This is a genomic window from Litoreibacter albidus (assembly GCF_900107015.1).
Taxonomy (GTDB): domain Bacteria; phylum Pseudomonadota; class Alphaproteobacteria; order Rhodobacterales; family Rhodobacteraceae; genus Litoreibacter; species Litoreibacter albidus.
On record NZ_FNOI01000002.1, the window covers coordinates 226,217 to 243,938 of the forward strand.

Annotated in this window: 24 protein-coding genes; 9 read left to right on the plus strand and 15 right to left on the minus strand. The window is 60.3% G+C overall.

The window, feature by feature from the left end:
• Positions 1 to 7 precede the first annotated feature (7 nt).
• Positions 8 to 805, minus strand: a complete 798-nt coding sequence (locus BLW66_RS06105) for a calcium-binding protein (protein ID WP_170833410.1) — start codon at positions 803 to 805, stop codon at positions 8 to 10.
• Between the two features lie 158 nt (positions 806 to 963).
• On the minus strand, positions 964 to 3,354 hold the full coding sequence (gene pheT / locus BLW66_RS06110; protein ID WP_089946112.1) for a phenylalanine--tRNA ligase subunit beta: 2,391 nt from the start codon (positions 3,352 to 3,354) through the stop codon (positions 964 to 966).
• A 219-nt stretch (positions 3,355 to 3,573) separates the two neighbouring features.
• Here pheT and BLW66_RS06115 point away from each other — a divergent pair, with 219 nt between their 5' ends.
• Complete coding sequence (locus BLW66_RS06115) at positions 3,574 to 3,768, plus strand: hypothetical protein (protein WP_089946114.1); 195 nt, start codon at positions 3,574 to 3,576, stop codon at positions 3,766 to 3,768.
• Between the two features lie 60 nt (positions 3,769 to 3,828).
• Positions 3,829 to 4,530: a sulfotransferase family 2 domain-containing protein gene (locus tag BLW66_RS06120; protein WP_139254532.1), complete on the plus strand. Its 702-nt coding sequence runs from the start codon at positions 3,829 to 3,831 to the stop codon at positions 4,528 to 4,530.
• On the opposite strand, the gene BLW66_RS06125 is transcribed toward BLW66_RS06120, so the two are convergent.
• Both BLW66_RS06125 and pheS read right to left on the minus strand, forming a co-directional pair.
• Positions 4,500 to 4,832: a hypothetical protein gene (locus tag BLW66_RS06125; RefSeq protein ID WP_170833411.1), complete on the minus strand. Its 333-nt coding sequence runs from the start codon at positions 4,830 to 4,832 to the stop codon at positions 4,500 to 4,502. The genes BLW66_RS06120 and BLW66_RS06125 overlap by 31 nt on opposite strands.
• A 61-nt stretch (positions 4,833 to 4,893) precedes the next feature.
• Positions 4,894 to 5,967 (minus strand): phenylalanine--tRNA ligase subunit alpha, encoded by a 1,074-nt coding sequence (gene pheS, locus BLW66_RS06130; RefSeq protein ID WP_089946121.1) that lies wholly within the window; start codon positions 5,965 to 5,967, stop codon positions 4,894 to 4,896.
• A 208-nt stretch (positions 5,968 to 6,175) separates the two neighbouring features.
• Between pheS and BLW66_RS06135 the strand changes: the two genes are divergently transcribed.
• The 3 genes from BLW66_RS06135 to BLW66_RS06145 are packed head-to-tail and all read left to right on the plus strand — an operon-like array spanning position 6,176 to position 7,380.
• Entirely contained in the window at positions 6,176 to 6,385 is a 210-nt protein-coding gene (locus BLW66_RS06135) for a hypothetical protein (RefSeq protein ID WP_089946123.1), read from the plus strand.
• A 24-nt stretch (positions 6,386 to 6,409) separates the two neighbouring features.
• Positions 6,410 to 7,147 carry an OmpA family protein gene (locus BLW66_RS06140; RefSeq protein WP_089946124.1) on the plus strand — a complete coding sequence of 246 codons (738 nt, stop codon included), beginning with the start codon at positions 6,410 to 6,412 and terminating at the stop codon, positions 7,145 to 7,147.
• A gap of 14 nt (positions 7,148 to 7,161) precedes the next feature.
• On the plus strand, positions 7,162 to 7,380 hold the full coding sequence (locus tag BLW66_RS06145) for a hypothetical protein (RefSeq protein WP_089946126.1): 219 nt from the start codon (positions 7,162 to 7,164) through the stop codon (positions 7,378 to 7,380).
• Here BLW66_RS06145 and BLW66_RS06150 read toward each other — a convergent pair.
• From BLW66_RS06150 to pyk, 5 genes are all read right to left on the minus strand, one after another.
• Positions 7,364 to 7,801: a BLUF domain-containing protein gene (locus tag BLW66_RS06150; RefSeq protein ID WP_170833412.1), complete on the minus strand. Its 438-nt coding sequence runs from the start codon at positions 7,799 to 7,801 to the stop codon at positions 7,364 to 7,366. The genes BLW66_RS06145 and BLW66_RS06150 overlap by 17 nt on opposite strands.
• A gap of 168 nt (positions 7,802 to 7,969) precedes the next feature.
• Positions 7,970 to 8,332 (minus strand): 50S ribosomal protein L20, encoded by a 363-nt coding sequence (rplT, locus tag BLW66_RS06155; RefSeq protein WP_089946130.1) that lies wholly within the window; start codon positions 8,330 to 8,332, stop codon positions 7,970 to 7,972.
• Positions 8,333 to 8,344: 12 nt separating this feature from the next.
• Positions 8,345 to 8,545, minus strand: coding sequence for a 50S ribosomal protein L35 (gene rpmI, locus BLW66_RS06160; RefSeq protein ID WP_073144367.1), 201 nt, complete (start codon positions 8,543 to 8,545; stop codon positions 8,345 to 8,347).
• Positions 8,546 to 8,677: 132 nt separating this feature from the next.
• Positions 8,678 to 8,902, minus strand: a complete 225-nt coding sequence (locus BLW66_RS06165; protein WP_089946132.1) for a hypothetical protein — start codon at positions 8,900 to 8,902, stop codon at positions 8,678 to 8,680.
• Between the two features lie 30 nt (positions 8,903 to 8,932).
• A complete protein-coding gene (gene pyk / locus BLW66_RS06170) occupies positions 8,933 to 10,384 on the minus strand; it encodes a pyruvate kinase (protein WP_089946134.1) in 1,452 nt (483 codons plus the stop codon).
• Between the two features lie 233 nt (positions 10,385 to 10,617).
• Between pyk and BLW66_RS06175 the strand changes: the two genes are divergently transcribed.
• From BLW66_RS06175 to BLW66_RS06185, 3 genes are read left to right on the plus strand one after another with little or no spacing between them, the layout of a single operon-like run.
• The gene (locus BLW66_RS06175; protein ID WP_089946136.1) at positions 10,618 to 10,917 is read left to right on the plus strand and encodes a DUF1244 domain-containing protein; all 300 of its coding nucleotides are present in this window, start codon (positions 10,618 to 10,620) and stop codon (positions 10,915 to 10,917) included.
• A gap of 57 nt (positions 10,918 to 10,974) precedes the next feature.
• Positions 10,975 to 11,235 carry a hypothetical protein gene (locus BLW66_RS06180; RefSeq protein WP_089946137.1) on the plus strand — a complete coding sequence of 87 codons (261 nt, stop codon included), beginning with the start codon at positions 10,975 to 10,977 and terminating at the stop codon, positions 11,233 to 11,235.
• On the plus strand, positions 11,232 to 11,498 hold the full coding sequence (locus BLW66_RS06185) for a hypothetical protein (RefSeq protein WP_089946138.1): 267 nt from the start codon (positions 11,232 to 11,234) through the stop codon (positions 11,496 to 11,498). The genes BLW66_RS06180 and BLW66_RS06185 overlap by 4 nt, the downstream gene beginning before the upstream one ends.
• Before the next feature lie 65 nt (positions 11,499 to 11,563).
• Here the strand turns inward: BLW66_RS06185 and BLW66_RS06190 are convergent, their stop codons facing one another.
• The 5 genes from BLW66_RS06190 to BLW66_RS06210 all read right to left on the minus strand — a co-directional run bounded on the left by BLW66_RS06190 (position 11,564) and on the right by BLW66_RS06210 (position 16,365).
• Positions 11,564 to 12,421, minus strand: a complete 858-nt coding sequence (locus BLW66_RS06190) for a D-amino-acid transaminase (protein WP_089946140.1) — start codon at positions 12,419 to 12,421, stop codon at positions 11,564 to 11,566.
• 4 nt (positions 12,422 to 12,425) lie between these two features.
• The gene (gene dgcA / locus BLW66_RS06195) at positions 12,426 to 13,391 is read right to left on the minus strand and encodes an N-acetyl-D-Glu racemase DgcA (protein ID WP_089946142.1); all 966 of its coding nucleotides are present in this window, start codon (positions 13,389 to 13,391) and stop codon (positions 12,426 to 12,428) included.
• 19 nt (positions 13,392 to 13,410) lie between these two features.
• Positions 13,411 to 14,412: an N-acetyltransferase DgcN gene (gene dgcN / locus BLW66_RS06200; protein WP_089946144.1), complete on the minus strand. Its 1,002-nt coding sequence runs from the start codon at positions 14,410 to 14,412 to the stop codon at positions 13,411 to 13,413.
• A 115-nt stretch (positions 14,413 to 14,527) separates the two neighbouring features.
• Positions 14,528 to 15,385, minus strand: coding sequence for a sugar phosphate isomerase/epimerase family protein (locus BLW66_RS06205; RefSeq protein ID WP_089946146.1), 858 nt, complete (start codon positions 15,383 to 15,385; stop codon positions 14,528 to 14,530).
• Positions 15,382 to 16,365, minus strand: coding sequence for a fatty acid desaturase (locus BLW66_RS06210; RefSeq protein WP_089946148.1), 984 nt, complete (start codon positions 16,363 to 16,365; stop codon positions 15,382 to 15,384). The genes BLW66_RS06205 and BLW66_RS06210 overlap by 4 nt, the downstream gene beginning before the upstream one ends.
• A gap of 99 nt (positions 16,366 to 16,464) precedes the next feature.
• Between BLW66_RS06210 and BLW66_RS06215 the strand changes: the two genes are divergently transcribed.
• Positions 16,465 to 17,325, plus strand: a complete 861-nt coding sequence (locus BLW66_RS06215) for a LysR substrate-binding domain-containing protein (protein WP_170833413.1) — start codon at positions 16,465 to 16,467, stop codon at positions 17,323 to 17,325.
• Here the strand turns inward: BLW66_RS06215 and BLW66_RS06220 are convergent.
• The gene (locus BLW66_RS06220; RefSeq protein WP_089946152.1) at positions 17,322 to 17,672 is read right to left on the minus strand and encodes a hypothetical protein; all 351 of its coding nucleotides are present in this window, start codon (positions 17,670 to 17,672) and stop codon (positions 17,322 to 17,324) included. The two genes, BLW66_RS06215 and BLW66_RS06220, sit on opposite strands and share 4 nt — an antisense overlap.
• Between the last annotated feature and the right edge of the window lie 50 nt (positions 17,673 to 17,722).

Below are 17,722 nucleotides of genomic sequence, written 5' to 3' on the forward strand. Positions count from 1 at the left end.
GATCGAATTAGCCGATCTCGATACCGATCCCGACACCAATTTCGATGTCGATCAGCGGCGCGTCGGCATAGGCTGCTTGCAGCTCTTCCATGTCGGTATCCGCGAAGGTCAGCGTCAGGCCTTTATCGAGGCGCAGCACCGTGTCCGCGCCGTTTTGCGTCATGGTGGCCTCCGCCTCGCCGGCCATCAGGCTGGCCATATAGTCATCGTCAGAAACCCCCGCGATGATGAAATCATCCACGCCGATTTCAAAGTCGGTGATCGTCGCCAAAGAGCGCTTCTTGGCACCCATGCCATAGAACTCGAACGTATCCGCCTCGGTGCCGCCGGTCAGCGTGTGCCAGCCGCCTTTGATCGCGTTTGCCTTGATGTGATCCTCGCCAGAGCCGCCGTCGACCTTGGTGCCGTTCAGGCCCGTGTCGATGGTGTCATTGCCTGCGCCGCCGGACAAAGTGTTGTTGCCCTTTACGCCGTAAATGAAATCGTCGCCCTGCCCCCCATCAATGGTGTCCGCGCCTTTGCCGCCATACAGCGTGTCATTGCCGAGGTTGCCGGAAATATCATCCGCCCCCGCGCCGCCGTCGACGTAATCGTCATGTTTGCCTGCAACAATTGTGTCGTCGCCAAAGCCGCCCAGAATCGTATCATCGCCTTTGCCGCCGATCAGTACATCATCTTGCGCGCTGCCAACGATGCGGTCGTCGCCCTTACGGCCACGCACCTCAAACTCGCCGGTGTCCCCAGGATAGAGGAGCGGGATGCTAATATCATCGTTGCCGGATGTACCTAAAACTTTCGTAACCATTACCAAATCCTTGCTTCGTTCACAGAATCGACGCACGGCCCCCCAGCACATCGGATCAGGGCACAGACACCACCACAACATGGCAATGTCTGAGCAATTTTAAGACAATTTTAAGATGTGGCTGTCAATCCATGCCCAATCGGGCATGAAAACAAGGATTATCCACGTAATGTGCCGCCTGTCGCCTTAGACACCTTTTCGACGATCTTGGCGCTGACCGCTTCGATGTCCTCGTCTTTCAGGGTCTTCTCTGTGGGCTGCAAACGGACGGTAATGGCCAAGGACTTTTTGTCCTCCCCAAGGGAGCCGCCGATGAATTCATCGAACACGCGCACATCGGTGACCAACGCCTTGTCGGCCCCTGCGGCGGAGTTGACCAGCGTCAGCGCCTCCACATTGGCGTCCACCACAAAGGCGAAGTCCCGTTCCACGGCCTGCAAGTCTTGCAGTTTCAGCGCGGCGCGGGTGGCGGTCTTGGATTTCGGGAACGGAATTTCAGCGGGCCAGAGCGTGAACGCAACAGCAGTCCCCTTGATGCCGTAAGCTTGCAGCACTTTCGGGTGAACCTCGCCAAACACGCCCAGCACCTTTTTCGGGCCAAGGCAGATTTTGCCGTGACGGCCAGGGTGCCACGTATCATCCGCGCCGCGCAGGATTTGCACCTTGGCGGGGGCGCCCATTGCGGCCAAAGCCGCTTCCGCGTCGGCCTTCACGTCATAGACGTCAACGGCGCGGCGGGTGCCATGCACGTCTTTGGGGCCAGTGTGCCCGATCAACAGACCGCTGGCTTGCAGATGCTGCTCCGACGGCTCGCCGCCGTGGAACGCGGGGCCAACCTCGAACAGGGCCATATCGCTGAACCCGCGCGCTTGGTTGCGGCCTGCGGCTTGCAGCAAGCCCGGCAGCAGCGCCGGACGCATATGCGACATCTCGGAGCTAATGGGGTTCTCCAGCTTGGTGGCGTCCGTGCCGCCGCCAAACATCGCGGCAGAGGCCGCATCAATGAAGGAATAGTGAACGCACTCATTATACCCAAGCGCCGCAATCGTGCGCCGCGCGATCTGCTCACGCTTTTGCATAGGCGTCAGGATCGGCTTCGGGATGCCTGCGGTCGTGCGCGTCAACGGGCGGCCTTCCAGCTTGGTCAGCGACGCGATGCGCGCCACTTCTTCCACCAGATCGGCCTCGCCCTGCACGTCAGGGCGCCACGATGGCACCTGTGCCTCGTCGCCGTCCATCACGAAGCCCAACGCTTCCAGCGAGGCGCGTTGCGTCTCCGCGGGGATGTCCATGCCGACCAGCGATTGCACGCGGTCGGTGTCCAGCTTGTAGGCGCGCGAATGGTCAGGCATTGCCCCTGCCATCACCACCTCGGACGCCTCGCCGCCGCACAGGTCGATGATCATGCGCGTTGCATGCTCAATCCCTGTCGGGGTCCACTCGGGGTCGATGCCCCGCTCAAAGCGGTAGCGCGCGTCGGAGTTGATCTTGAGCTTACGGCCCGTGTGCGCTGTGCGGATCGGGTCAAAGAACGCCGCCTCAAGGAACACATCCGTGGTGTCCGCGTCACAGCTGGACGACAGCCCGCCCATGATGCCGCCAAGGCTCTCGATGCCATTCGCATCGGAGATCACGGTCATGCCCGCCTCTAGCGTGTATTCTTTGTCGTCCAGCGCCGCGAAGGTTTCGCCGCCCTCGGACAGGTGAACGCGCAAATCGCCCGCGATCTTGCCCGCGTCAAAGACGTGCAACGGGCGGTTGCGGTCGTAGGTGAAGAAGTTGGTAATATCGACCAGCGTGGAAATCGGGCGCAACCCGATGGCCTTTAGCGCATCTTGCAGCCACGCGGGGCTTGGGCCGTTCTTCACGCCCTTGATCACGCGGCCATAGAACACCGGACAGGCGTCGGTGTCGTCGATGGTCACCTTGATCGGGCACGCGAAGGTGCCTTTGATCGGATCTGTGTCACGGGCCTTCAACGTGCCCAAGCCACGCGCCGCCAGATCGCGGGCGATGCCGCGCACGCCAAGCGCGTCGGGGCGGTTCGGTGTAATGGCAATCTCGATCACGGTGTCCACTTTGGACGGGTCATTGACCGCCAGCCAATCCGTGAAGGTCTGCCCAACCTCGCCGCTGTCCAACTCGATGATGCCGTCGTGTTCCTCCGACAGTTCCATCTCACGCTCGGAGCACATCATGCCGTAGCTCTCGATGCCGCGAATTTTGCCGACACCGATGGTGGTGTCGATCCCCGGCACGTAAACGCCCGGCTTGGCGACAACCACGGTAATCCCTTCACGGGCGTTTGGCGCGCCGCAGATGATTTGCAAAGGGCCCTCGTCCGTGGCCACCTGACACACCTTCAGCTTGTCCGCGTCGGGGTGCTTCTCCGCAGAGGTCACATGCCCGATGGTGAAGGCCGACAGGCGCTCGGCGGGGTTCTCGACCCCTTCGACCTCAAGACCCAGATCGGTCAGTGCATAGAGGATGTCATCAAGGCTGGCCTCGGTGTCGAGGTGGTCCTTGAGCCAGGAAAGAGTGAATTTCATGCCGCGCGCCTTCGTCTATATATACCAGTCAGGGCCACAAAGCCCGGTTGGTCCCGTGCTACCCCATCAATAAGGCAAGTGAAAGTGCCGCCGCGTTTATCGCGCAGCCCGCAGGTGTGGCAGATTAAGGCTATAAGCCATATTCCTGCCACATTTTGGGTCCATCTAGGACACAAGTGGGGCATCTAACGTGATTCTAAAGTTTCAAGGTTCAAGGTAATGCAAGTTCTGTTCGACATTATGTCCTCTGTCTTCAAGCCGTCGCTGATCGCACTTTCCATTGCTTTCGGCGTCGCCATCATTTCGTTCAACGACTCTCCTTTGTCCGTCGACTCCAAGTCCATCGACCTTTCCAATCTGGGTTGCCCCGGATTGCTGAGCGTTGTTTGCGGCCCGACTGGAATTCTGCGCTAACGCGCCCCTAACCCTTTTTCCCGTAGAGTATCAGCGTACCGTTTTCCAAGGACGCCGCTGATGACCCTGTCTCTCGGGAACATCCCTCCTGTATGTATGCTGCACATCGGTAAGACCGGTGGCAGCTACATGCGTTCCCTCCTCAAACATAACGAACCCCGCTGGACACGCCCGCTGCATCTGCTGGGGCACAGCGCCACCGCGCACAGCTCCGCCAAGCGGTTCGGGCCGGACCGCAAGCTGGCGTTTCTGGTGCGTGATCCGTTAACGCGGTTTTCCTCCGCGTTTTACTCGCGCCAACGGCAAGGCCGCCCCACGTATCAGTGCCAATGGAGCGCAGAGGAAGCCGCCGCCTTTTTGTGGTTCGGCACGGCGGAGGAACTGGCGCTAGCGCTCACCTCCCGCAACCCGCGCGAAAAATCGGCGGCGCTATTTGCGGTAAATTCCATCCGCCACCTGAAAGAAGACCTGCGCCACTATCTGTGCAGCGTGGAGACCCTATTGGCCGAGCGCCGCAACATTGTCGTCTGCACGGACGTCGCAGGGTTGGACAGGCACCGCAGCGCGATTATGGCGACCCTTGGCGTGACAGATTTTGAGATGCCGCCAAAGCCCATCTACCACGCGGCCCCAACGCCGCCACCTGCCCTAAGCCAAGCCGCCCAAACCGCGCTGCACGATCACTGGGCGGCGGAGTTCGCACTCTACAACGCCGCCTGCGACATCGCCGATCAGTTGGGGTTTAGCCATTCGCCGTTGTGAGCTCGGGCGTAGCGTTTTGCTTCGCGAATGAGTTGCCTACGCGACCTCAGATAGCTGCGCGGCAAGGGCTGTTCAGTTGCGCTGTGAATCCGCTCCCGCAGGACGGTTGCAAGCACCAAAGCGACTTCAGCCTTGCGGTGCGGCACGACAGGGCGGAATGGCTTAGCGGCATAAAGCCCCGCGATCCACATCGCATGTTTAAACTGCGCGTGAAGCTCGTCGTGGTCCAATTCGGCTGTGGCCTCAAAAAGCCGCCTGCGCAGGCGGTAATCGCTCGTTGCGCGCAGGCAGTAATAAAGCATTGCCAAGATAAAAATCGTAACGTGATATTGTTCAAGCAGGACGGCCCAAACGAACCACATCTTAGCGGCTCAGGCCGCCCGCCAAGTTCGGCTGATCCAGCGCGGCAAAGCCGTAATGGCGCAGCCAGCGCAGGTCGCTGTCGAAGAAGGCGCGCAGGTCGGGGATGCCGTATTTCAGCATAGCCAAACGGTCGATCCCGATCCCGAAGGCAAAGCCTTGGTACTTGTCTGGGTCGATACCCGCTGCGGACAGCACTTTCGGATGCACCATGCCGGACCCCAGCACCTCCATCCAGTCGTCGCCTTCGCCGATTTTCAGCTGGCCGTCTTTCCATGTGCACTGGATATCCACCTCGGCAGAGGGCTCTGTGAACGGGAAGTGCGACGCGCGGAAGCGGGTCTTGATGCCTTCGATTTCGAAGAACGCTTTGAAGAATTCCTCCAGCACCCACTTCAGGTTCGCCATGGAGATGTCCGTGTCGATCGCCAAGCCTTCCACCTGATGGAACATCGGGGTGTGGGTCTGGTCGTAGTCGGCGCGGTACACGCGGCCCGGACAGATGATGCGGATGGGCGCGCCCTGCTCTTGCATGGAGCGGATTTGCACTGGCGAGGTATGCGTGCGCAGCACGTGCGGCGGACGTTCATCACCTTCGGCGCGGCTCATGTAGAAGGTGTCCATCTCACCGCGTGCGGGGTGATGGCTTGGAATGTTGAGCGCGTCAAAGTTGTGCCAGTCGTCCTCGACCTGCGGGCCTTCGGCCACGGCAAATCCCAGATCGGCAAAGATCGCGGACACTTCCTCGGCCACTTGGCTGATCGGGTGAATGGTGCCCGCGGGGCGCCCACGGCCGGGCAAGGTCACATCCAGCCATTCGGTGCGCAGGCGCGCATCAAGGGCGGCGTCGGCCAGTCCGGCCTTCTTGGCGACCAGCGCCGAATTCACTTCGTCTTTCAGCGCGTTCAGCGCGGGGCCAGCGACTTGGCGCTCCTCCGGTGTCATCTTGCCCAGCTCGCGCATGCGCAGGCTGATCTCGCCTTTTTTGCCCAAGGCCGCGACCCGCAGATCCTCCAGCGTGGATTCATCTGCCGCGTCGGCAATTTGAGTAAGATACTTGGCTTTCAGATCGTCCATGACGGCCCCCGATTTGGTGTTACCGTTCTGCTATCCGCCAGTCGGCACGATTGCAAGTACACGGCGGGGCGTGGCCCAAGGGACTCACAGGCGTGAAATGTGGCGGATTTACCAAACCAAGCGCTGATGAAGGTTCAAAACACAAAATAATGTGTGTACGTATACGCCCGACGGCTGCTGATTTTTGCAGCACGCACTGGGGAAAGCAATGCAGGCCACTGTTTACGCCCACCGCATCAAGGCGGTGCTGCAACACAGCGTTGTCGAGCTGGGGTTAACCCTGTCCATTGACGACGAAAGCGCCCAGGTTTCCCTATCCCAGAACGAAGCGACCCTGCGCGACGTCGCCAAAACCCTTGGCATCCAGATCGACATTCAGAAATCCACGAACGCAACGACGGTGACATTTTATCGGTAGTACGAGTACAGAGTGAGTAAGTAGATGGTATTGTTAACGAGACTTAAGGCGGCAGTTTTTCACGCCAAAACCCTATGGCGGACCCACGGTTACCGCCGCGACCCCGCGCTGGCCAAGGCTGATTTCGAGCGAACGGCGATCATCGCCGCCCTTGCGTTCATGCTGGTCTGCGCGCTGTCCTTCATCGCCATGCAACGCGTTAACGCGCCTGCCCCCGTCGCGGTCATCGTCCCAGCGCCACCCCCAACGCCGGAGCCTGAACCGGAAGTCGCAGAGGTTGCCCTGCCCGTCCCCACGCCGGAGCCGATTGCCTTGCCCGTGGTGCAAGCCGCCGCAGTGATCGCGCCACCTGCGCCAGCCCCCGCTCCTGCGCCTGTGCCCGCCGCGCCGGATTGCATCACCGAGTTACGCCAAATCACCAACAACGCGACCTTTTATTTCGGCATCGGCAGCGCGGAGCTGAGCGGCGCGGACCTTGTGCGCCTGTCGCGGCTGGGCCGCATGGCCAACGCCTGCCCCGAGGCGCGTATCCAGATCACCGGCCACTCCGACACCACGGGCAGCGACCTGATCAACTTCGACATCAGTTGGAAACGCGCCGACAGCACGATGAACGCCTTGGCGCAGCTCGGGCTGGACATCACCCAGTTCGAGCCCGTGGGCTTTGGCGCGCGCACCCCGCTGTCCCAAGGCGGCAGCACCGACGACGACCGCAACCGCCGCGTGGAATTTGTTGTGCTGCGCGATGACGCCCGCAATTAAGCCAAGGACGTATCATGCTTAACTTCCTGATCTTGCTGTTCGCGATGAGCGCCAGTGGCGCTATCGGCTTCTACCTTGCACGCGAACGTTACTTGGGTGACGGCAAACGGGAGGTGCGCGCCTTGGGGGCGGAGCTTGCGAAACTGCGCCGCCGTTCACAAAGCGCGGACGCGCAGACGGCGCGGCTCAGAACAGAATGCGACCGGCTGAAACGCGCTACACGGAAATCGTGAGCTTGGTCGGCGCGGCCTCCAGCGACAGGTCTTGCAGGGCGTCCAGCAGATTGTCGACGTTCACGGTTTCGGGGTTGACCTGCGCGGTGCTGAAATAGCGCAAGAAGGCCTTGCGCGTCTGCGCCGTCATCCCCTGATGCAGCCCCATCGGGTGATCGGGGAACATCCGCTCCCGCACGTCGCCAAACGACATGATGATGATGTTGGAATGCCGAGGGTCGCGCATGATCCGCAAAAGCAGGGCCGACACCTCCAGCCGACCACCCTCCACAACCTGAATGAAGTGATCGCCGTTATAGTGCAAAAATCCGGTTAGATTGGTGCGGGCGTTGGTGCGCTTGCAGGTCTCCACCAGCGCCGTCACGTCCATATGCTCGGACGGGTTCCGCTGGCTGTAATACACAAGACGGGTGAGGTTCATGCTGGCCTCCGATGGGTAATCGTTAAACTGATACGCGCTACACCACATTTAGTAGTGCGCCGCGCCCCCGTTGGCAACAACTGGCACAAAACCACCCCAAAACGAAAAACGCCGCCCTAGTTTCCTAGAACGGCGCAAAACACATCTGTCATCCAGATGAGTGTATTCTTAAGCCAGTGCGGCTTTCGCTTTTTCGACCACTACCGCGAATGCGTCAGGCTCGTTCACAGCCAAGTCAGCCAGCACTTTGCGGTCAACTTCGATGCCAGCCAATGTCAGGCCGTTGATGAAGCGCGAGTATGTCAGTGCTTCGTCGATTGCGCGGCAACCAGCGTTGATCCGTTGGATCCACAGCGCGCGGAAGTTGCGCTTGCGGTTCTTGCGGTCACGGGTCGCGTATTGGTTCGCCTTGTCGACCGCCTGCGTTGCAACGCGGAAGGTGTTCTTGCGGCGACCTTGGTAGCCTTTAGCGGCTTTGATGATTTTCTTGTGGCGTGCGTGGGTTACGACGCCGGATGTAACTCTGGACATATCAAATTCTCCTTAGCGCGCGTATGGCATGTATTTTTTCACGATTTTTTCATCTGCTGCGCAGAGAATTGTCGTGCCGCGCGCGGTGCGGATAAACTTGGTGGAGCGCTTGATCATGCCGTGGCGTTTGCCCGCTTGACCCGCTTTGACGCGGCCGGAGGCCGTCATCGAGAAGCGCTTCTTAGCGCCTGATTTCGTCTTCATCTTCGGCATTTCCATCTCCTTAAAGATACGAGTGGTATTACGCGCGACTCGGCATGCCATTCGCCGGACGCACGGGTTGAGCGCGTGTCGTAGGGCCAAAGCGCCCCCGTTGCAAGCCTAGGATTCCGGTTTGTGGCCGCTTTAGCGCACAAACCTTGCAACGACCTTGGTGAAAACCTCCGGCAAGTCCGAAATCACATAGCCACCAGGCACATTGTAGAGTGCATAGACGATCATCCCGCCGGAGATCACGGCTGCGACAGCCGCAACACGTGGCGCACCGCCATCAAGGAACGCCGACAGCATGGCCGGTATGGTGAGCACCCCGATAACGATGCCCAACACAAGAATAAGATCGTAATCCAAAATCGCCTCCTACAATAGGAATGCGCTTATCTACTCAGGATCAGAGCTGTAAATCAACCTTTCCTCGCAAGGCGCTACGCGAAGAATGTTGGTGGTTCCAGGCTGGTTGAACGGCACACCGGCGGTGACGACGATCTGATCTTCCTCGCTGGCAAAACCGTCCTCGCGCGCGGCACGGGCGGCGCTGACAACGGCGGTTTTGAACCGCTCCACCTTGCCGAAGGTCAGCACGCAGTGTGTGCCCCAGCTCAGTGCCAGACGGCGTGCGGTGCCAACAAGCGGCGTCAGGGCGATGATCGGAACATGGGGGCGTTCGCGCGACACCAGCAGCGCGGTCGTGCCGGACTGGGTGAAGCAGCAAATGGCCTTGATGTTGGTGGTTTCTGCAATCTCGCGCGCCGCCACAACGATCCCGTCGGCCACGGTGGTTTTCTTGCCGCCGCGTTGGGCCGCGATGATTTCCAGATAGTTCGGGTCATTCTCGACCTCGATGGCCACGTTGTTCATCGTGGTCACCGCCTCGATCGGGTAGCTCCCCGCCGCGGATTCTGCGGACAACATGATCGCATCCGTGCCCTCATAGATAGCCGTCGCCACGTCAGAGACTTCGGCGCGGGTCGGGATCGGGCTGTCGATCATCGATTCCAGCATTTGCGTCGCGACGATCACCGGCTTGGCCACCTTACGGCAGCGGCGGATCAGGCGCTTCTGGATCGGCGGCACATTTTGCACCGGAAGCTCCACGCCCAAGTCGCCACGGGCGACCATGATGCCGTCAGACACGGCCAGAATTTCGTCGAAGGCTTCGACCGCCGCAGGCTTTTCGATTTTCGACAAGATGGCTGCACGGCCATCGGCCAGCGCGCGGGCTTCCGCCACATCTTCGGGGCGCTGCACGAAGGACAGCGCCAGCCAGTCCACGCCAAGCTGGCAGACGAATTCCAAATCCTTGCGGTCCTTGTCGGACAAAGCCGCCAGCGGCAGCAGCACATCGGGCACGTTCACGCCCTTACGGTTGGAGATCGTGCCCCCCACAACGACTTCGCAGTTCGCGAAATCCTTGCCGCAGTCTTTGACCTTCAAGCGGATTTTGCCGTCGTTCACCAGCAAGCTGGAGCCGGGCTCCAGCGCGGCGAAAATTTCGGTGTGTGGCAGCTGCACGCGGGTGGCGTCACCCTCTGCGTCATCAAGGTCCAGACGGAACGGCGCGCCGACAACCAGCTCCTCCTCGCCATTGGCAAAAACGCCGACACGCAGCTTTGGCCCCTGAAGGTCGGCCAGAATGGAGATCGGGCGGCCGGTGTCTTTTTCGATCTGGCGGATAATTTCGTGGCGCACGCGGATTTCGCTGTGATCGCCGTGCGACATGTTCAAACGGAACACATCTGCGCCAGCCTCGAACAGGGCGCGGATCATTTCATAATCGTTAGACGCCGGTCCAAGAGTGGCCACTATCTTTACTTTACGTAGTCTTCTTTTCATCTCAGTCCCTCGGCCAGCGAATGTTAGCGGTATCATATGACGGAATTCGCACCCCACCGCAACTGGCGCTTCCTCTTATTGAAGGGTATTCTGCGCAGAATTGTAACAGTCAAAACAACAAGTGGCTGCAAAAGTTGGCAAATCCGCGCGGCGCATCCTACATGCAGCCTATACGGCCCTCGCCGCTTCGAACTGCCGCATTTGCCCGACACAGCCCTGAAGGAACGCAGACAATGGACGCCCAAACAAAGCTGGAACTGGAAGCCGCCGCCTTCCGCACCCTACAAGCGCACCTGCAACGGCGCACGGATGTTCAGAATATCGACATGATGAACCTCGCAGGGTTTTGTCGCAACTGCCTGAGCCGCTGGTATCAGGAAGCCGCAAACGAGCGCGGCATCGAGATGACCAAAGCCGAGGCGCGTGAAGAATTCTACGGCATGCCATTCGACGCATGGCGCGAGGCGCATCAGACCGATGCCAGTGACAGTCAGAAAGCAGCCTTCGAGGTTGCGCATAAAGACGCCACATAACTGTGAATTGGGGCTTGCCCGCAGCTGTGCTACACTCGACGCTTAAAGGAGACCCAGATGAAACGCCTGATCCTGACCGCAACATTGGCCGCACTGGCCCTACCCGCCGCTGCCAGCCAGTCGCCCATGCGTGACCACCTGAAAAACGAGCTGCCGACATGGGGCTACAGCGACGTGGACGTCGACGGGCTGACCCGTGCGCAGGTTGTGCACATCAACCACCTGCTGCATAGCAACAAGACACCTGCGCAAATTCGTGGCAACATCGGCGCGGTTTTGGGGGACAGCTTGCTCAAATCGCTGTTCGGCCGCAAATGATCCGCGCTGCGCTTGTTGCAAGCCTGCTCGCGTTAGGCACACCTGTCGCGGCAGGCCCGAACCAACAGCTTTTGCGTTCTATCGAGCACCGGTTGGCGGCGTGGAACGTGGGTGAAGTGGATTACGCCGCGCTGACCACGTCGCAAGCCGCAGCGCTTCACATGAAGCTGACAAACGCGCCGTCGCGCTTTTCCGGACGGGCGCATATGTTCCGTCAAGAACTCATGACGATCTTAGGCTGGGATGGCAGCGAGAAAAAGTAATGAGGCTTAACCAGACTTTCATAGAAAGTCTGGTCCCAAATTCTCTGGGAGAATTTGACCGCGCCCTACAGCGCCTGCTTCATGCTTTCTTCGAGGTAGATTTCGCGCAAACGCGCGGCTGACTTCCCTGGCTTCCCGTCACCCAGCATCACCCCGTCAACCTCGACAACCGGCATCACGAATGTAGACGCCGAAGTGATAAACGCCTCATCAGCGGTCTTGGCCTCTTCAATCGTGAAAGGGCGTTCTTCAATTTGCATCTGCGCCGCCTCGGCGTAGGCCAGAACCGCAGCACGGGTGATGCCATGCAAAATCTCGGACCCGAGGTGGCGGGTGATGATCTTACCGTCCTTCACGATGTAGGCGTTGTTGGAGCTGCCTTCGGTCACATGCCCGTCCTCAACCAGCCACGCGTCATCGACACCCGCAGCTTTGGCCATCATTTTCGCCATCGATGGAAACAAAAGCTGCGTCGTTTTGATATCGCGGCGCGCCCAGCGTTGGTCATCGACGGAGATGACCTTCATGCCCGTCGCAATCTTCGGGCTATTGAGCAGGTTCGCCGTTTGGGTGAACAGCACAATCGTTGGCGTCACATCCTCGGACGGGAAGGCAAAGTCACGATCACCGGGATTGCCGCGTGAAATCTGCAGGTAGATCATACCTTCGGCCAGATCGTTGCGTTTCACCAACTCGCGGTGAACCTCCAGCAGGTCCTCCGTGGAGATCGGGTTCTTCATTTGCAATTCATCAAGCGACCGCTTCAGCCGTGCCGCGTGACCATCAAAGGCAAGTATCTTCCCGTCGAGGATCGACGTCACCTCATACACCGCATCGGCAAACAGGAAGCCGCGATCAAATACGGAAACTTTCGCGTCTTCTTCGGGCAAATATTCCCCGTTCACATATACGGTGCGGCTCATGTCGTTATCCCCATAGCTCGGGCTTGGGCGCGTGAACGCCAGCCTCGTCAAAATTCAAAGGTGCCTTGCGGTCTTCGGCCAGAAGTAGCGGCCCGTCAAGGTCGGTGTAGGCCACGCCTTGCGCCAAAATCGTGGCGGGCGCCATCGCCAGAGAAGACCCGACCATACAGCCGACCATCACACCGTAGCCCTGCGCCAACCCTGCGTCTTTCAGCGCGAGCGCTTCGGTCAGGCCACCGGCCTTGTCCAGCTTGATGTTGATCACGTCATATTTGCCCTTCAAGGACGGCAGGGACGCGCGGTCGTGGCAGGCCTCATCTGCGCAGACGGGCAGCGGGCGGGCGATTTCGGAGAGCATATCGTCGGCCCCTGCGGGCAGCGGCTGCTCCACCAGCTTCACCCCGAGACGCACCAGATGCGGGGCCAGTTCGGTGTAGACCTCGGCCGTCCAGCCTTCGTTCGCATCGATGATGATCGGCGTGTCCGGTGCGCCACGGCGCACGGCTTCCAAGCGGGGCATGTCATCGGGTGTGCCCAGCTTGATTTTGAGCAACGGGCGGTCGCTGTTCTTGCGGGCGCTGGCTTCCATGGCGTCGGGCTCCCCCAGCGACAGGGTGTAGGCCGTGATTTCCGGCTTGGGTTCGGGCAAGCCCAAAATGTCCCACACGCGCACACCCTTGGACTTAGCCTCCCAATCCCACAGCGCGCAATCCACGGCGTTGCGTGCCGCGCCCGCTGGCAGGGCGCCTTGCAACGCGGCGCGGGTGATCTCGGACGGAAGGGACAGGATTTCCTCAATCACGGAATCCAGCGTTTCGCCGTAGCGGGCGTAGGGGACGCATTCGCCTTGCCCAACCACGCCGTCACGGTCGACGCGGGCGGTGAGAACTTGGGCTTCGGTGCGAGAGCCGCGCGAGATGGTAAACACCTCCGCCAGCTGGAACACATCCTTGGTGACTGTGATGCTCATGGCGCGGCTCTCCTTTTAGTTACAATGCTTCAAGCGCATCCACGAGGCGCTCTGCCCCGAAGCGGAACGGATCGGTGGTGGGCAGGCCCATGCGGTCTTCGACCTCTTTGAGGTAAGCGCGCGCGTCATCCTCGGCCATATGCTGGGTGTTAATGGAAATGCCTGCAACCACACAAGCGGGGTTTGCGACCTTCGCCATGGTCAAGGCCGTGTCACGCAGGGTTTCCAGCGACGGCTGTTGATAGTCGGGCAGGCCGCGCATGTGGGTGCGGGTTGGCTCGTGACAAAGCACCAGCGCATCTGGCTGGCCGCCGTGGATCAGTGCCATGGTCACGCCGGAATAGGACACGTGGTAGAGGGAGCCCTGCCCCTCGATGTGATCCCAGTGATCCGCGTCGTTGTCGGGGGTCAGATACTCAACAGCCCCCGCCATGAAATCCGCAATCACCGCATCCAGCGGCACACCGCCGCCGGTGATCAGGATGCCGGTTTGACCCGTCGGGCGGAACGTTGATTTCATCCCGCGCTTGACCATTTCCGCGTCCATGCAAAGACCCGTGTACATTTTGCCCACAGAGCAATCCGTGCCCACCGCCAAACAGCGCTTGCCGGTACGTTTCACACCATTGGCGATTGGGTAGGCGACGGACGGGATGCGCACATCGTGCAGCGTGCCGCCGTGTACCTTGGAGGCGCGTTGGATTTCATCCTCGTCGCGCAGCAGGTTGTGCAAGCCCGACGCGATATCGTAGCCCATGCTCAGCGCCTCCACGAGGACAGCCTTCCATGCGTCGGAGATATAGCCGCCACGGTTCGCGACACCGATCACCAACGTTTTCGCGCCCGCGTCCAAGCCTTCTTGCAGGGTCATATCGGTCAGGCCGACGGTGGTGCCACAGCCTTCCATGCGAAACTGGCCCACTGCGTTTTCCGGACGCCAATCTTTGATGCCTTGGGCAACTTTGGCGGACAGGGCATCCGGCGCGTCGCCGAGGAAGAGGAGGTAGGGTGTCTGGATCATGGCAGGTCTCCGTATGCGTGCTGATTTGGAAGCAGCATAGGAAGGCTGTTCAGAAATGTTCTTGTTGATGCATGGCGCGGCGTACAGGTGACGCGTCAATTATTCGACAGATGCGCTACTTTGGAGAAGAATCTTCGGCAGAGCTGACGTCGGCCCATATATCTTCGACCCACGACTTAATTTTCTGCGCTTCCTCCCACCGATTGGACATCTCGCGACCGGTCGCGTCGGTCATGGCGTATTCTGGGGGGCCAAGCTCGCTCAGGAAGATACAATCGCCGGTGGCGTTGCGGTCGCACCAGCTTGCCATGCCTTCGCGCCACCATCCTTTGAACAGCTCCACCCACTTTTGATGCTGCGGGAAATCCAGCGGCAACTGGATTTGCTGCCGCGAGGCCACCCGCCCCTGAAAACTGTCGGACCGCTCCAACACGCGGGTAATCAGCCCCATATCGTGATCCGACAGGGGAAACCAGAACTCGCGGTCCACGACGTAATGGCTCAGGTCGGCGCAGACGCGCATTTCTGGGATGCGGTCCAAGAGTTGCAGCATGGTATAAAGGTCGTTGGTGATGCAGTTGCGGTGGGTTTCAAACTGGATCGGCATGCCGATCTTGTCGGCCATTTCAATCCACGTCTCTATCACCGGCACCATATCATCGAGCGCTATGGGCATGACCTGCCCGATCACATCCACAAACGGCGCGCCGAAATCCTTCGCCATCTTCAGCGTGTCTTCCAAGCTGTCGATAGTCTTCGGGAAGGCCACGATAAGGGGCGTCAGGTTATGGCGCTCCATATGCGGGCGGACGGCGTGGGCCACCGCAACATCGGACGCGCCCAGATCAATCGCCATGCCGTCGAACCCGGCCCCCGCGACCATCTCGCAGACCTGATCATAGGGCAGTTTGACGCCGGACGGGTCGTGCGGCTGCATCGCCCAAAGGGAGGTGTAGGTCTGAAGCCGCCTCATTCTGCGGGTATCCGCGCGGTGCGGCCCCCTGTCAGGGGCACGACCCAGACCTCATCCATGGGGTATTGGCTTTCGTCTTTGGCCATCAGCTTTCTGATCACCTCGATCTGGAATTCGATCCAGCCCATGCGGTGCACCTCACCGGCCTGCGCTTCGATCTTGGCGTTCAATTCACGCAGCTTCCAAAACGGCACGGCCGGGAAGACGTGATGCGCGGTGTGATAGGGCATCTGCCAGCAGAGCCAGCGGATCAGTGCGTTGGTGCGGGTGGAGCGCGTGTTCTCTAGAATATCGTCCTCATGACTGAGGCCCAGATGCTCAATCGTGTTTTGTAGCTGGTGAATTGGCTTGGTCAACACCATCGGCAGCAGCCAGAACGTAAGCGCGACCCAGTTGCCCGCCGCGACGGACAGCACCGCGATCAACGCATAAAGCGCAAGGTGAACGCGGGCCTCTGTGATCACCTTGGCCTCCTCCTCCGCGCGGATGTAGGGTTCCAGAATGATGCCACGGGCGCGGCGGATGTTGCCGGTGATCCGGTTGCGCCAATAGGTGATCCCGCTCAGCCACAAAAGGTAGCTGGTCAGCGTGTAGGGCGCGCGGACGAGTTCGCCGTCGCGTTCCCAATCTTGGGTGTAGGTGTGATGCGCGAAATGCATGACTTGGTCAAAATCGCGGGGGAATATCTGGATGAAGCCGATGATGCGGCCGAAGATCTCGTTCAGCTTGCGGGTTTTGAAAACCGTGGCGTGGCTCAACTCGTGTTGAGCCGCATAAAGGAAGTTCAGCAGCACCCCGAGCGCCAGCCCCGTTAACCAGACCCAAGGCGTGCCCATCGCCTGCGCGTGGGCGATGACCGCCACCGCGATTGCGCCCAGATGGCTGGCCATTTGCACCCCGCCCTTCAGGTCAGAGCGCGCGTTCAAGGCCCGCAATTCTTGCGGCGTGACCAATTTGCGACGTGAAAAGCTGGCGTCCATATGCGTGCGTCCCCTGTGCGAAGTGTAGCGCCAAGTTTGACCTGCAAAATCTCTCATGTCATACGATTAATACTCACAGATTACATGAGGCATTTTCATATGTCTATTCCATCCACCTCCGCGCTGATGGCGCTTCTGACCTTGGCGCGCACCGGCTCCGTGACGGCCACGGCGGATGCGCTGGCGGTGACGCAATCCGCGATCAGCCATAAATTGAAGGCGCTGGAGGAGCAGTTGGGCTTTACCCTGATCCGGCGCGAAGGGCGCGGTGTGCGCCTGACGGAGCGCGCCCGGCATTACGTGGCCGAAATCGGCCCCGCCTTGGAGGTTCTGGCGCGTGCCTCGCAGACGGAGGCGGTATCGGGGGCGCTGACGGTGAATGTCGCATCGGGCTTTGCCGCAAGCTGGCTGGCCCCGCGGATCGGCGGCTTTCTGGCAAAGCACCCCGGCGTGGTGCTGCGGATCAACACGCCACGGCGCTACGGCGATCTGGGCGCACGGCGCAACGACCTCTACATCAGCTTTCTGTTACCGGACGAGGTGCCTGTCGGGTCAACCAAGTTGATGGGTGTCGGCTTCTTTCCCGTCGCCGCGCCATCGTTGATGGGCGGGCAGACAGTGACCGACACGGCGGCCCTATCGCGCATGCCGATCCTGCACCTTGATAACCGTCAGGACTGGCAACGCTGGCTAAGTGCTGCGGGCGGCGCGGCGGACGATGGCGTGACACAAGGCATCGTGTTTCAAGACCTGCAAATCATGGAAATGGCCGCAAAATACGGGCAAGGCGTGGCCTTGGGGGACGCGCTGACCAGCCGCACCGCGATGGAGCGCGGGGAGTTGATGCGCGTGCATCCTTTCGAATTGCCGTCGGCGCGGGCCTATTGGTTGGTGGAGGGTGCAGCGCCGCTCAGCGACAGTGCCAAAGCGTTCAGCGCGTGGTTGCTGGCGGAGCTTTAGCGGCTGCCCAACAAGGCAACAGGCGCGGCCTCGTCACGGACGAAATCCAGTGCGGGGCCAGCGGCGGACGCTGTGTTGCGCTTGAATTCAAACACCATAACGTCGTCTTCCACCGAGGTGGCCACGACCAGCGCCTGATACAGGTGGCGCGTTCCGTCGTAGATGTCGACAAGGCCCCGCAAGCGCGGTGCGACGTCCAGTTCTATCGCAAAATCGGTGGCCGTCAGACGGACCAAGGGGATCATTTCGTCGCCGGATTGAACCCGCAACCGCGTCCGCTTTTTCGCCGCGCGCAGCCGTGCCGTGGCAAGTCCGTCAGCGACATCTTTGGGCAAAAACTCGATCATGGCAGCGATTCCTTTTTCAGTCCCTCTAAGGATATTGAGCTTGGAACCCG